The organism is Bacillus paralicheniformis, assembly GCF_002993925.1.
Classification (GTDB): domain Bacteria; phylum Bacillota; class Bacilli; order Bacillales; family Bacillaceae; genus Bacillus; species Bacillus paralicheniformis.
Window position 1 is genome coordinate 3,940,789 of sequence record NZ_CP023665.1, and the last position, 12,915, is coordinate 3,953,703.

Annotated in this window: 12 protein-coding genes and 2 pseudogenes; 5 read left to right on the forward strand and 9 right to left on the reverse strand. The window is 45.8% G+C overall.

Annotated features, from left to right (window positions below):
• Window positions 1-71: 71 nt before the first annotated feature.
• Window positions 72-1,667 carry a bacillibactin transport transcriptional regulator Btr gene (btr, locus tag CP943_RS20150; RefSeq protein ID WP_026580230.1) on the reverse strand — a complete coding sequence of 532 codons (1,596 nt, stop codon included), beginning with the start codon at window positions 1,665-1,667 and terminating at the stop codon, window positions 72-74.
• A gap of 332 nt (window positions 1,668-1,999) precedes the next feature.
• Between btr and CP943_RS20155 the strand changes: the two genes are divergently transcribed.
• Window positions 2,000-2,386 carry a DUF5362 family protein gene (locus tag CP943_RS20155; protein WP_229129365.1) on the forward strand — a complete coding sequence of 129 codons (387 nt, stop codon included), beginning with the start codon at window positions 2,000-2,002 and terminating at the stop codon, window positions 2,384-2,386.
• 45 nt (window positions 2,387-2,431) lie between these two features.
• Here the strand turns inward: CP943_RS20155 and CP943_RS22755 are convergent.
• Window positions 2,432-2,521: pseudogene (locus CP943_RS22755) on the reverse strand (NAD(P)-dependent oxidoreductase); the annotation flags it as partial.
• Between the two features lie 111 nt (window positions 2,522-2,632).
• Here CP943_RS22755 and CP943_RS20160 point away from each other — a divergent pair.
• On the forward strand, window positions 2,633-3,145 hold the full coding sequence (locus CP943_RS20160; protein ID WP_105981270.1) for a GNAT family N-acetyltransferase: 513 nt from the start codon (window positions 2,633-2,635) through the stop codon (window positions 3,143-3,145).
• 73 nt (window positions 3,146-3,218) lie between these two features.
• On the opposite strand, the pseudogene CP943_RS22540 reads toward CP943_RS20160, so the two are convergent.
• Together CP943_RS22540 and CP943_RS20165 are read right to left on the reverse strand one after the other, a co-directional pair.
• Window positions 3,219-3,388 (reverse strand): annotated as a pseudogene (locus CP943_RS22540) (SOS response-associated peptidase family protein); the annotation flags it as partial.
• Window positions 3,389-3,457: 69 nt separating this feature from the next.
• A complete protein-coding gene (locus CP943_RS20165; protein ID WP_020453242.1) occupies window positions 3,458-3,859 on the reverse strand; it encodes an Rrf2 family transcriptional regulator in 402 nt (133 codons plus the stop codon).
• A 174-nt stretch (window positions 3,860-4,033) separates the two neighbouring features.
• On the opposite strand from CP943_RS20165, the gene CP943_RS20170 reads away from it, so the two are divergent.
• Entirely contained in the window at window positions 4,034-4,417 is a 384-nt protein-coding gene (locus CP943_RS20170) for a GRAM domain-containing protein (RefSeq protein ID WP_023857097.1), read from the forward strand.
• 38 nt (window positions 4,418-4,455) lie between these two features.
• On the opposite strand, the gene CP943_RS20175 is transcribed toward CP943_RS20170, so the two are convergent.
• From CP943_RS20175 to fdhD, 3 genes are all read right to left on the reverse strand, one after another.
• Window positions 4,456-4,935, reverse strand: coding sequence for a hypothetical protein (locus tag CP943_RS20175; protein ID WP_023857096.1), 480 nt, complete (start codon window positions 4,933-4,935; stop codon window positions 4,456-4,458).
• A gap of 152 nt (window positions 4,936-5,087) precedes the next feature.
• Window positions 5,088-6,113, reverse strand: a complete 1,026-nt coding sequence (gene moaA / locus CP943_RS20180; RefSeq protein ID WP_023857094.1) for a GTP 3',8-cyclase MoaA — start codon at window positions 6,111-6,113, stop codon at window positions 5,088-5,090.
• Between the two features lie 14 nt (window positions 6,114-6,127).
• Window positions 6,128-6,919, reverse strand: a complete 792-nt coding sequence (fdhD, locus tag CP943_RS20185) for a formate dehydrogenase accessory sulfurtransferase FdhD (protein ID WP_105981271.1) — start codon at window positions 6,917-6,919, stop codon at window positions 6,128-6,130.
• Window positions 6,920-7,185: 266 nt separating this feature from the next.
• Between fdhD and CP943_RS20190 the strand changes: the two genes are divergently transcribed.
• A complete protein-coding gene (locus CP943_RS20190; RefSeq protein WP_023857091.1) occupies window positions 7,186-8,448 on the forward strand; it encodes an L-lactate MFS transporter in 1,263 nt (420 codons plus the stop codon).
• Window positions 8,449-8,481: 33 nt separating this feature from the next.
• Window positions 8,482-10,833, forward strand: coding sequence for an FdhF/YdeP family oxidoreductase (locus CP943_RS20195; protein WP_025810649.1), 2,352 nt, complete (start codon window positions 8,482-8,484; stop codon window positions 10,831-10,833).
• Window positions 10,834-10,883: 50 nt separating this feature from the next.
• On the opposite strand, the gene CP943_RS20200 is transcribed toward CP943_RS20195, so the two are convergent.
• Together CP943_RS20200 and CP943_RS20205 are read right to left on the reverse strand one after the other, a co-directional pair.
• On the reverse strand, window positions 10,884-11,576 hold the full coding sequence (locus CP943_RS20200; protein ID WP_023857089.1) for a VWA domain-containing protein: 693 nt from the start codon (window positions 11,574-11,576) through the stop codon (window positions 10,884-10,886).
• 370 nt (window positions 11,577-11,946) lie between these two features.
• Entirely contained in the window at window positions 11,947-12,633 is a 687-nt protein-coding gene (locus tag CP943_RS20205; protein WP_023857087.1) for a VWA domain-containing protein, read from the reverse strand.
• Between the last annotated feature and the right edge of the window lie 282 nt (window positions 12,634-12,915).

Below are 12,915 nucleotides of genomic sequence, written 5' to 3' on the forward strand. Positions count from 1 at the left end.
TAATTGATAACTATTATCAATTAAAATTATAGGTAAGCCTCTTCGATAACACCATGGATTATATACGGCAATTAAAATGGATTTTTTCCGGACAGCAGCCGAACCGCCTGGCGAATGATTCGTTCATGGCTGCATGCGGAATATTCCCGCCAAGGATCTGAATTCACCTGATACACCCGGTGATGCCGCACCGCTTTCAAATCCTGCCATGCAGCCGACTGCTGCAGCTCCCGGTAGAATGCCAGCGTCTCGGGCTCTTTAAAAATGAAAATCATGATGATATCCGGCTGATATGCCGCAATCGTTTCGATGGAGACGGACCGGTCAATCGGTTCTTCCAGCGATACAGCAGGTTCAAAGCCAAGGTCGCCAAAAAATACATCTTGAACAGAGCGGTTATGCGCCAGATAAATCTCGTGTTTATGCAGGCGCAAAAACAAAAAACTTCGGCGTCCGCAGATTGGATAAAGCGTTTCTTTTGCGGTTTCGGTGAGACGCTGGTAAGACAGCAGCCATTTCTGAGCCTCCGCTTCTTCATCCAAATGGGATGCGGTCAGCATAAAATGCCTCCTCCATTGTTCCTGTGAAGGCAAAAAGAAGACATCGGCGATCGACTGGAGTTGTTTCCGTTCCTCGTGAGACACGCTGTCCATGCTGATAATGAGCTCAGGGGCAGCCGATGACAATGTCCGCAGGTTTTCTTCCCACGGCTCGTGAAAGCGGTAAGCGCTCAGATGAACCGGAATATCTGCCGCGTAATGTTTATAGTAATACGATGTCCACTTCGGATGCAGAGAAGCTGCGTAAGGAATGAGGTGCAGCGGTATCAGCTGACCGATCGTATTCTGGCCGTAGGCGGCCAGTTTCCTGCGCCTTTTTTTCATATAAACGGTCGGGGATAAGCCCGTATGCTTCTTAAATGTCCTGCTGAAATAAAATTCATCCTGATACCCGATTTGGCTTGAGATTTCCCTCAGCTTGTAGCTTGCTTTTGCCATCAGCTGCTTTGCTTTCGTCATCCGCGTCTCAGTGATAAACTCTGTCACGCTTCGACCGTACAGCTTTTTGAACGTTTCGCTGTAGTGCTTCGCGCTGATTCCGGCCATTTGCGCGAGTTGATCAAGCGTCAGGTGTGCATCTGAATGCTCTTCAATATACTCCTTTGTTTTTCCTATGGCTGATGCGGTGTTTTCGGGATGGGTCAGTTTAGCCGAATAGATATCGTACAAAAGCTGCTGCAGGTCTGCTTGGCATTTCAGCTCCTGGAGTGCTGAAGATGCCGGCCATAAGGCGGAAAGTTCCTGAAGGCGGGAGGCCAGATTTCCGACAGAATGGACATTCATCATCTGAAGGTCGGAAAAAACGTCAGGATCGGTGTCTGCTTCAAGTGTCAGGCGGCGGTCCTCATAGCTGTAGGGCTGCAGCCTGATGAGATACCCGCTGATTTCAGCTGACGAAGCTGTGATTCCGAATGTTTCATAAGGCGGAACAATATACAGCGTTTCTTTTTGGAGCGGACTGCCTGATGCCTGTATATCAATTCTCCCTTCACCCTTCAAGTGAAAGATCAAAACAAAAGAGTCTGCCAGCTGCTGTTCATCCGGAAGATCGCCGGGCTTTCTTATATGATCGACTTGCAAGAGACGATAGAAATAAGAAGATTTCATAGAAAAACCGCCTTTCTTAACACCAGTAATATCACAAAAATAAAAATGCCCCTAAAACAATATGGTAAATTGGTTGCGGGGTTCTGGTCCGGCACAAAATACCAGTTTGCAAGGTGCATTTCACATCACTTATAGCAATATGCTTCTTACGATTTACTATAACACAGTCGCTTTTATTGGGGAATAATGTTGTCAGTGCGGTCATCTGCCCAATGTGCACTTTAAAATATAATAAAAAATCAATACTTATCATTTCAATATCTTTTTGCCTGGTGTATAACTATAGAGAAATGACTATATTTAAAGGGAAGGCGTGACTTCTTATTTTGGAAATGACATCCAGCATGAAAAAATCGCTTGATGCGATTGCAAAATGGGGGAAAATAACCGGCGTTTTTATGATTATCGGCGGAGGCATCTATGCCTTCTTCGGAATTTCTTTGCTTATCATCGGAGCCGCTCCAGGTGTGCTGATGATTTTTTCGGGGATCTACCTTATAAAATCGGCAAACGCCGCTCAGAAAATGAGTGATGACATGACGCAAGAACCGCATGAAGCCTTGCTTGACAACTATGTGAAGTTTATGAAATGGCAATTTTTCTTCTTACTATCCATTATTGTGATCTTTATTTTATGCATAGTCGCCTTTTTCTTCCTGATCTTTTTAGGTATTCTTACCGATTTACACAGCGGGTATGATCCTTATTATTATGAATGAAAATCAAAAGCCTGTCTCGGGAATTGATCCCGAGACAGGCTTTTATTATTCGGCTTCACCGACAACAGTGAAACGCTCATTGATATGCTCGCCTTTTTCAGCCTCGTCCACCACTGCAATGGCATAGTCTGCATGAAGATACAGGCTGAGCTACTTGCTTTGTGCCAGATTGTTGAATAAGGATCGTCTTTAAAGAGGTCATTGTTGTCTTAATATCGAAATAAAGAGTGATGGGAGGTTCGTTTCATGCATATCACAACAGAAAGGTTATTGATACGTGAATTTGAATTTAAAGATTGGCAAGCTGTATATGAGTATACATCAGATATTAATGTGATGAAGTATATACCGGAAGGCGTTTTTACTGAAGAAGATGCAAAGGCATTTGTAAATAAAAACAAAGGGAATAACGCTGAAAAATTCCCTGTCATACTAATGGATGAAGATTTACTTATAGGCCATATTGTTTTTCATATGTATTTTGGTGAACATACATATGAGATCGGGTGGGTGTTTAATCGTAAATATCAAAATAAAGGGTATGCTTCTGAAGCAGCAGAAGCTATCTTGAAATATGGATTTAAAGAAATGAACTTACATAGGATTATAGCTACGTGTCAACCTGAGAATATTCCATCATACCGAGTGATGGAGAAGATTGGAATGAGAAGAGAAGGCTTCTTTAAAAAATGTATTCCCAAAGACAATGAATGGTGGGATGAATATTATTACGCTATTTTAAAGGAAGAGTGGAATTGAACGATGTTGAATTGGCGATACAACAAAATATCACCGATTACTTAGAACATAGTAGCTAAGCGAAGGTGATATATTAAGCGATATGCTTCCCTACATCAACATCATATGGCTGCAGCAAGCTTTGTAGATATGCAGTTTTAGGTGAGCCCTCCCTTTTCATTCTCATCAGTAAGGATAACCGGCATACGATCATGAATGTCCACCATAGGCCTCATAAGGCTGTGTTGTGATGATTGTGGATGTGTCATCAATAATATTTCCTTATTTGTAACAAAATAAGTTACATGTTGATGATGAAACATCATCTCTTATTTAAAAGAGATGAGTTAAGACGTCTTTAAGAGACTTGCTGGCCAATTCGTTCTCCATCGCCTGCTGAACGCTGTGAAACGTTTGGTCAAGCGTTGTTTGAATTTGTCTTCCAACCGGACAGTTTGGATTCGGCTTGTCATGAATCGCAAACAATTCCTCTTGCGGCTGAACCGCGCGGTAAATATCCAGCAGAGATATATCTTCAGGATCTCTTTTCAGGGTTGCCCCGGCCACTCCCGGCCGCGACGTCAGAATACCGCCTTTTTTGAGCTGGCTGATCATGCGTCTGATCACAACCGGGTTCGTATTGACGCTCCCGGCGATCATTTCCGAAGATTCCCGCGGGTTTGCAGCGATTAAAGACAAAATATGAATGGCCACTGAAAGACGGGTGTTCACCATAAGTTTTCACCACCGATGTAATTATTATAGTTACAGGATAAGTTTTTTGTCAACTATTATCATATCCTTAATAATCGTAAGAATAAATAAAATTTTTTTCAAACCACCTTCATGTCTCACTTTGGAACTTTTTCATAGGATCTTTCGTATTGATTGATGAAAGGAGTGTTTTCAATGAAAGAGATAGCAGAAGGAAAAGCAGCTTTGGATGTCCGGCTTGAGCCGAATGAAGAGATCAGATCTATTATTCTTTGCGCTTATAACGCGAGACTGTCTGCGCGTTACACTCCTTACAGAGGCGTGCTTGCGGCCACTGACAGGCGGCTCATGTTTTATTCTTCTCTGTTTGGCGCCCCTTTTCACCTTGACATCCGCTATGATACCATCTCCTCGTTCCGCCGAGAAAAAGGGCTGATAACAGGAGGCGATCACCTCGTCGTGATGAACGACGGGGATCGGGAAGCATTTCAATATTTTAGCGGCTGTGATCCTTTGGAAACATTCATCGAATCCGTTCGAAAGCTAAGGAAACTGCCTGAAGACATCATGCATGTCTGAAAAACGCCGGCTTCGGGTTGTGCCCGCAGCCGGCATACTCAATTATTAATCTCGTACTTCTCCCCATATCTCAGCACTTTATAAATTGCCATTCCATCAGATAGATGATTTTCGGAATATCTCACGGGAATCAGAGCAAAAAATACATAATAGGTTGAAAAATAAACAAACTGGTAGAAAAAAATATTTTCGGGTATGATGTCTTTGATAATCAGCAGATTGACAATAAAAATAGACGCTAAATTAAACAGCGATCCGCCGGCATAAATCATCGCATTCGTAAAACGGTTATCGTATTTCAGATCTCCGTATTTGCAGAAGGAATCCATGAAGTAAACACTTCTGATTTGCACAGGGCCGATTTTCAGCAATTTTTTGCCCATCCCGATTTCAAGCGAAGATTTCCCGCCGAACAACACCGCCATGACGCTGTGGCCCAAGACATGAAGCACCGACACGGCGGGAAAAACGATCAAGAACGACCAGAAGAATTTGACAATATCCTGCAGTCCGAACATTCAATCATCCTTTCTGTTTCAGCCCATGTTTTTTAAAGAATTTCCGCTTTTCCCCCCGTATCAAACCTGTCAATATGCAAATCAAGCCGGCCTCCGAAGCATAAAAAAAACCGCCCATCTTTTCAATGGACGGCTCTCTCCAAGGCGGTCAATTATCCTCCTATATAGGACATTTCAACCTTTTTCCGCGGAGCCGCTTTTGAAAGAGCGCGGTCGAGCGAATACTGGTCATCGCGATTCCGCCAGACGGTGCCGATCGCCTTTGCCAGCTCCTGATCGGTCTGCCCGCTTCTGATCAGAGTTCTTAAATCAAACCCGCTCGATGCGAAAAGACATGTGAAAAGCTCGCCTTTCGCCGATAGTCTTGCTCTGTTGCACGTGCTGCAAAAAGCATCGGATACAGAAGAGATAAAACCGATTTCTCCTGAACCGTCCAGATATCCGTACCGTTTGGCGACTTCTCCTTTGTAGTTCGGGTCGATCGGTTCAACCGGCATGTCTTCATTGATGATCCGGATGATGTCCGCTTTTGTCACCACTGACTGACGGTTCCATTCATTTGTGTTCCCGACATCCATAAACTCAATAAACCGCAAGATATGGCCTTTTTCTTTAAAATAGCGGGCCATCGGCAAAATATCCTTTTCATTGACCCCTTTTTGGACGACCATGTTGATCTTGACGCCGAGTCCGGCCTCTTTCGCCGCTTCAATTCCGGCCAGCACCTTGCTGACGGAGACGCCTCTGCCGTTGATCGCTTTGAAACGTTCGTCATCCAGGGAATCCAGGCTGACCGTGACCCGTTTCAGCCCCGCTTTTTTCAGCTTGTCAGCGTAAACCGGCAGCAGAACGCCGTTCGTCGTCATCGCAATATCGCGAATCCCTTTGATCTCCGCAAGCTTCCCGACCAATTCCGGCATATCTTTTCTCATCAACGGCTCGCCGCCGGTGAGGCGGATTTTTTCCACCCCGAACTGATGAACAAACAGCTTGGCCAATCGTTCAAGCTCTTCAAAGGACAACAGTTCGCCTTTTGGCAAAAACGGATAATCCTGTCCAAAGATTTCGGCAGGCATGCAATACGTACATCTTAAGTTGCAGCGGTCGGTGACAGAAATTCTTAAATCCCGAAGCGGCCGGCTTTTCTGATCCAAAACTTGTTCACTGTTGTTGTTCACGCCTGTTGCCTCCTTTATGTTAACTGAATTCGCTCGTGATGCGTATATACATTAAATGACCGGTTCCTGGCAAAACCAATCGTCATGATATTCAGCTCCTCTGCCATTTGAATGGCCAGCTCGGTCGGCGCCGACTTGGAAATGACCGCGGAAACCCCAATTTTTGCGGCTTTAAGCAGCACTTCCGAAGAAATTCTGCCGCTGAACACGATCAGCTTGTCGCGCACAGGGAGCTGGTGAAGCAGACAATATCCGTACAATTTATCAAGCGCATTATGTCTTCCGATATCAGATCTGACTGCAATCAGCTTGTCAGTGCTGCACAAAGCGGCATTATGAACGCCCCCCGTATGGCGAAAAAGCTTGCTGTTTTTCTGCATGTCGCGCATCAGCGCCAAACAGTTCTCAGGCGTAATGGTCACGCCGTCAATCGCCGTTTTTGCGGTTTTGACGTCCTGCTGGAAATAAAAATGCCGCCCTTTTCCGCAGCAGGAGCCGATCACCCGCTTCGTGTAATCCTTCAGTACCAGCTTTTTTGAGCTGACAAGGTCGACATATGCGAATCCGAGACTTTCATCTATTGTAAACCTTTTAATCTCATTTTTAAATCGGATCACACCTTCAGACGCGAGAAATCCGATCACCAGTTCTTCCAGGCTGTCCGGCGAACAAACAAGCGTGACAAATTCCTCACCGTTCACCATGACAGTCAGGGGGAATTCCGTTGCCATCTGATCTTCTTGCTGTGTCATCTCTCCATTATCATAACGGAAAATTTTTCGGCTTGTTGTGATGTTTTTCCCCATGAATAAACCCCGCCCCTTTGTTTCTTATCATATCTATTACTATACTCGTCTATCATGCCGTTTCACAACCGTCAGGTCAAATTTGGAAGCTTCATCTTGTTGATAGCTTGAAAACATGATATTATTTTTTAAAAGTTCAAAAAATATACACTTTTCAAACAGACTGCCTTTCTTCGCAGCAACCCCGGAAACCGCTTTCAAACAATCGCTCCCCGGCAGCCTTCTGTCTTTATGACAAGCCTTTCTTTTCCACAGGAGGTTCTCGCATGAAAAAAGTGAAAAACAGGTGGCTCATTGCTTTATGTGCTGTAGGTATTCATTTGTCTATCGGGTCTGTATACGCATGGAGCGTCTTTACAAACCCGCTCGCTGAAACCTTCGGCTGGAGCCTCAGCCAGATCAGCCTGACGTTCAGCATCGCTATTTTATTTCTCGGTCTTTCAGCCGCATTTTTGGGGCACTTCGTCGAAAAGCACGGCCCTAAAAAAGCAGGCATGCTCGCCGCTCTTTTCTTCGGAGCTGGCGTGACGTTTTCAGGCTTCGCCGTTCAGATCGGCTCCCTTCCCCTGCTTTATTTGTTTTACGGCGTCTTCGGAGGAATCGGACTCGGCGTCGGCTATATTACGCCCGTATCTTCGCTTGTTAAATGGTTTCCTGACCGCCGCGGCTTGGCTACGGGGCTAGCCATTATGGGATTCGGATTTGCGGCCTTGATCAGCAGCCCGATCATACAGATGCTGATCTCAGCGGTCGGTATAGCCAATACCTTTTTTATTCTCGGCATTTGCTACTTTCTTGTGATGATGCTGTCTTCGCTTTACCTCGCTCCGCCGGAAGACGGCTGGAAGCCTGAAGGATTTTCAACCGAAAAAAACGGAAAGGCGCAAAGCGCCGATATTTCCCAGCTGACGGCAAATGAAGCCATTAAAACGAAACGCTTTTATTATTTATGGCTGATGCTTTTTATTAATGTTACGTGCGGAATCGCCATCATATCCATCGCTTCGCCGCTGGCGCAGGAAAGTGCGGGCATGTCCGCCGCCGCTGCTGCCGCTCTCGTCGGCGTTTTGGGCGCATTTAACGGCTTAGGGCGGATCGGCTGGGCCTCAGCATCTGATTACATCGGCCGGCCGAATACGTATACCGTCTTTTTCGCTGTACAGCTGATCGCCTTTCCGCTTTTGCCGTTTATTTCTGACAAGGCCGTATTCTCTGTTTTGATGGCATTGATCTATACGTGCTATGGAGGCGGGTTTGCCGCAATTCCGGCTTATATCGGGGATTTGTTCGGAACAAAGCAGCTCGGTGCAATTCACGGATACATTTTAACGGCATGGGCGGCGGCAGGACTTGCGGGCCCGATGTTCTCTTCTTGGGTGCGTGATGCAACAGGAAGCTACAGCCAGAGCCTGACGGTTTTCGCAGCACTGTTCGCCATCGGCCTGTTCATTTCGATCTTCATTAGAACCGACATTAAACAGTTGCGAAAAAAAGCGGCGGTTCATGTCTCAAACTCGATAAAAGGATGATCTGGCAGTATCCGCTGGAAAGGAGAGAATGGAATGGGAAAAACAAAGCATGAAGGTCCGATGAAGCTGAATAAAAAACCCGCGCCAAAACTGTGGGCGTCTTGGGCGCCGCTGGGACTCGGAAAGGTAAAGCCAAAGCATATCAGAGATACGATGAAAACGGCGTGGGACAATAAAGACAACCTTTCGTACGCCTACAGAATTTTGACGCAAGGCGTGTGCGACGGCTGTGCGCTCGGTGTATCCGGGCTCCGTGATCAGACGCTCACAGGGCCTCATCTATGCACGACGCGGCTGAACGTCCTCCGCTTAAATACGATGCCTGCGATCGAGGACAAATGGCTGTCCGCCGACATTGAACAGCTGAGAAAGCTGGATAGCACCGAGCTGAGAAAGCTCGGACGTATCCCTTATCCGCTGTCGAGAAAAAAAGGAGAACGGTCGTTTTCGAGAATTTCATGGGACGAAGCACTCAGCCGAATCGCGGACAAAATCAAATCGATTGATAAACGACAGCTCGCCTTTTATTTAACGGCCAGGGGTATTACGAATGAGGTATACTATACAGCCGCAAAAGCGGCTCGGTTTATCGGCACAAACAACATTGACAACGCCTCGCGGATCTGCCACTCGCCAAGCAAAACGGCTTTAAAAAGGTCCCTTGGCATCGGCGCCTCAAGCTGCAGCTACCGAGACTGGATCGGGACGGATGTCCTCGTCTTCTGGGGATCTGTCGCCGCCAATAACCAGCCGGTGTCAACAAAATACATGTATGCCGCCAAAAAAGCGGGAACAAAAATCATTATGATCAACCCGTACCTGGAACCTTCGATGGAGAAATACTGGATTCCATCGATAGCTGAGAGCGCCCTTTTCGGCACCAAAATCACTGATGACGTATACCAAGTCAATATCGGCGGCGACATTGCCTTTATGAACGGGGTAATGAAGCACTGGTTTGAAATGGAACGGGAGGCCCCCGGTTCAAGCATTGACCGCGCTTTTATCGAAGCACACACAAACGGATTCAATGAGCTTAAACAGCATATCGAAAAACAAAATTGGAAGACGCTTGAAGAGTCATCCGGCATATCGAAAGATAGAATGAAAGAATTCGCCATCTTGCTGGCCCGGGCGAAAACCGGCGTTTTCATTTGGAGCATGGGACTCACACAGCACCGTTTTGCGACCGACAACATTTCACAGGTGGCAAATCTCGCCCTTTTACAAGGATTCATCGGCAGAAAGCATTGCGGCGTCATGCCGATCAGAGGGCACAGCGGTGTGCAGGGTTCTGGAGAAATGGGTGCCGATCCTTTCGTCCTGCCAGGCGGTGATTTTGACGAAGAAACTACCGCACGGATCGAGAAGATTTGGGGCTTCCGTATACCGACTTGGCAAGGCGATACGATCGGCCAGACAATCGAAAACATGCTGCTGCCGAACGAAAGCGAAAGAAAAGTAAAAGTGTTTTATACGAGCGGAGGCAACTTTTTGGAAACGATGCCGAACCCCGATTTTATCAAAAAAGCATTACAGGAAGTTGAGATGAGAGTCCATCAGGACATCATCTTCAATACTTCCACCCTTGTCGATGCCAAAGAAGAAGTTATCATTCTCCCCGCAATGACAAGATATGAACAGCCTGGCGGAGGAACCTCGACCAGTACGGAACGGATGGTCTATTTCAGCCCTGAAATTAAAGGACCGCGCATCGGAGAAGCCCGTTCTGAATGGGAAATTTATATGGATCTTGCCAAACGGGTTCGGCCCGCAGACAAAGAACTGATCCATTTTGACGACGCTGCAGAAATCCGTGAAGAAATCGCTGCTGCCAACAGGAATTATGACGGGATTCAGCATTTAAAAAAACGCGGAGATGTCTTTCAATGGGGCGGCGCCTGGCTTTGTGAAGGCGGGATGTGTCCGACGGCAGACGGTAAGGGTAACCTGATCCCCGTCGATCTTCCTGAAAACAGACAAACTGAAGGACGCTTCCTCGTGACGACAAGGAGGGGAAAACAGTTCAACTCGATGATTTATAGTGAAAAAGATCCTTTCAACGCGGCAGATCGCCGGGATGTCATGATCAATCCAAAAGATGCCGAGGAGCTTTATATTCAAGATGGAGAAGCGATCGTTCTATTCAACCGCTACGGAACTTTCCAAGGCCGGGCAAAATATGCCACCGTACAACGCGGAAACACGGCGGTCTACTGGCCGGAAGGAAATGTCCTGATCCCTAAAGGCGTATACGAAAACCATGCCCGTATTCCGGAATACAACACGGCGGTCATGATTGAAAAGGCGGAGATTTTCCATTCAAGAAAAGATCCGCGCTATGCAGAAAAACGAATCGAAGAACTCGAAATGTCGACAGATTAGCTTAACAGAAGGTCGGGACGGCACTGCGGCCGTCCCGCTCTCGTACGGAGTTACTGAGACAGTTTTACGCCTTCTTCTTTCCATACCTTTTTAAAATCAGAAGCTGAGTCGGCTTCAATCAATTTTCCGCCGCCAGCAGCAGCTACTTTTTTAAGCTTAGCTTTTTCTTTCACGGTTTTCACATCAAGTCCAACAATGTTGACGATTGTTTTAATGTTGGATTTGCGCAGATCTTTCGCTGCCTGAACAGGGTCTCCTCCGCATGTTTCTTCACCGTCTGTCACGATGTAAACATAATTCTTACCATCTTTATCGGCAAGATCTTCTTTTACATCATAAAGAGATTTTGCAATCGGAGACCAGCCTGTAGGCTTAATTCCGCTTAAAGCGTTTTCGAACGAGTTGGAAGAAAACGGCTGCAGATCATAGACGGTTTCCGTCGTACCGCAAGATAGTTCTTTTCCGGAGTTTTTATTGTTGCCTTTATGTCCGAACACATTCAGCATAACATTCGCATCGCTTGAAAGCAGGTCAGCAAAGTCGGTTACGGATTCTTTGGCAATATCAAATTTTCTTTCTCCTTCAACCTTTTGTGCCATGCTGCCGCTTGCATCAAGCACAACTGCAACATTGACATCTTTTTTGCTGTTGTCCGCATTTCCGTCTTCAGCCGCGAAAGCAGCAGCCGGAGCCAATGACAAAAGCATGGTGAACGTTGTTAACAGAGTAAACCTTTTTTTCACCTTTCTCACTTTCCTTTCCGCACTTTTTTTCGGACCGAACTTCCGCATGAGATCTAGTCCACCAACATCGTAAAAGAAGGCTTGATAGAAATAAATAGGCCGGATCTCCTTTTCAAATTCACAAATTCTTCATAATCCTTACGATAATCGACCGACACTTCCACTTAAGTCCTACCAAAAAAGTCCGCTAAAAGACCGTTTTCGTCCCAATAAAACAACAGTTACGACAAATTACCCCTCCAAAGGATTCAGCGGGGTTCAACGTTCTGAAACAATAACTTAATATTTGTAAAGTGTTTTACTTGACTTTTGACATTCTTTTCATCAAAAAAGGAAAGCTGCGGAAACATGTCCACAGCTTTTTTCCAGTTTATTTAGAAAGCTCGATTGCTTCCTGAGTGAAAATTCTTTTGATGTCATTTTTGGTTTTTGCTTGGAAATATTCACCGCCGCCAGCTGCTGCGATGCTTGTCAATTGTCCGTGAAAATCTCCTTCATAATCAAAGCCGATTACGTTGACAACCGCATTAGATTTGCGCAGTTCTGTTGCGACTTTTACCGGGTTGCCTCCACATGTTTCCTCACCGTCTGTCAGCAGATAGACGACGTTTTTCCCGTTGTTGTTCTGCTGGTCAAGCGCGTTTTTGGCATCTTGCAGCGCGTTTGCGATCGGTGTCCATCCAGTCGGTCCGATGCCGTTTAATGAATTGCGGAAGCTTTGCTCGTCATACGTTTGGAATCCGTACACTCCTCTGATTGCATTGCAGGATTGTACTTTTCCGGAGTTTTTATTGTTTCCCTCTGAACCGAAAACCCTCATGAGCACGTTTGCATTTTCAAGCTTTGAACCAAAGCTGAACGCCTCATTTTTGGCAAGCTCGTATTTTGAGACTCCGCCGATCTTTTTAGCCATACTGCCGCTTGCATCAAGCATAATCGCGATGTTAGGCGAATCTTCAGCAACTGTTACCTCCTGTTTTTTCTCAGCTGCGAAAGCAGGTGAACCAAGGCTAAGAACCATAGCGGTCAAAATCCCTAATGTCAGCTTCTTCTTCATTTCTCCCTTTCCCCTTTCTTAAATAAAGTCGTTAACACATTAATATCGTAGAAGAACACCAGGGAGAAATAAATAGGGCATGTCTCCTTTTCCTCGTTATTCATTTCAGCATACAACAAGCAGATAAAATAGACTTTATAGCCTGTGAACCCTTATATTGACAAGAGATTCACGGCCTTTTGACGCTGTTCAGCAAGCCCTCCGGCACATGATTCTTGAAATATTTGTATAATATTTTGGCGCACATCAACTTCATGAGAATGCCAAATTTGATGACATTCA

Bases quoted from the DNA above. Each gene is read 5' to 3' on its own strand.
- btr (WP_026580230.1), bottom strand. From the start codon at position 1,667: ATGAAATCTTCTTATTTCTATCGTCTCTTGCAAGTCGATCATATAAGA.
- CP943_RS20155 (WP_229129365.1), top strand. From the start codon at position 2,000: ATGACATCCAGCATGAAAAAATCGCTTGATGCGATTGCAAAATGGGGG.
- CP943_RS20160 (WP_105981270.1), top strand. From the start codon at position 2,633: ATGCATATCACAACAGAAAGGTTATTGATACGTGAATTTGAATTTAAA.
- CP943_RS20165 (WP_020453242.1), bottom strand. From the start codon at position 3,859: ATGGTGAACACCCGTCTTTCAGTGGCCATTCATATTTTGTCTTTAATC.
- CP943_RS20170 (WP_023857097.1), top strand. From the start codon at position 4,034: ATGAAAGAGATAGCAGAAGGAAAAGCAGCTTTGGATGTCCGGCTTGAG.
- CP943_RS20175 (WP_023857096.1), bottom strand. From the start codon at position 4,935: ATGTTCGGACTGCAGGATATTGTCAAATTCTTCTGGTCGTTCTTGATC.
- fdhD (WP_105981271.1), bottom strand. From the start codon at position 6,919: ATGGGGAAAAACATCACAACAAGCCGAAAAATTTTCCGTTATGATAAT.
- CP943_RS20190 (WP_023857091.1), top strand. From the start codon at position 7,186: ATGAAAAAAGTGAAAAACAGGTGGCTCATTGCTTTATGTGCTGTAGGT.
- CP943_RS20195 (WP_025810649.1), top strand. From the start codon at position 8,482: ATGGGAAAAACAAAGCATGAAGGTCCGATGAAGCTGAATAAAAAACCC.
- CP943_RS20205 (WP_023857087.1), bottom strand. From the start codon at position 12,633: ATGAAGAAGAAGCTGACATTAGGGATTTTGACCGCTATGGTTCTTAGC.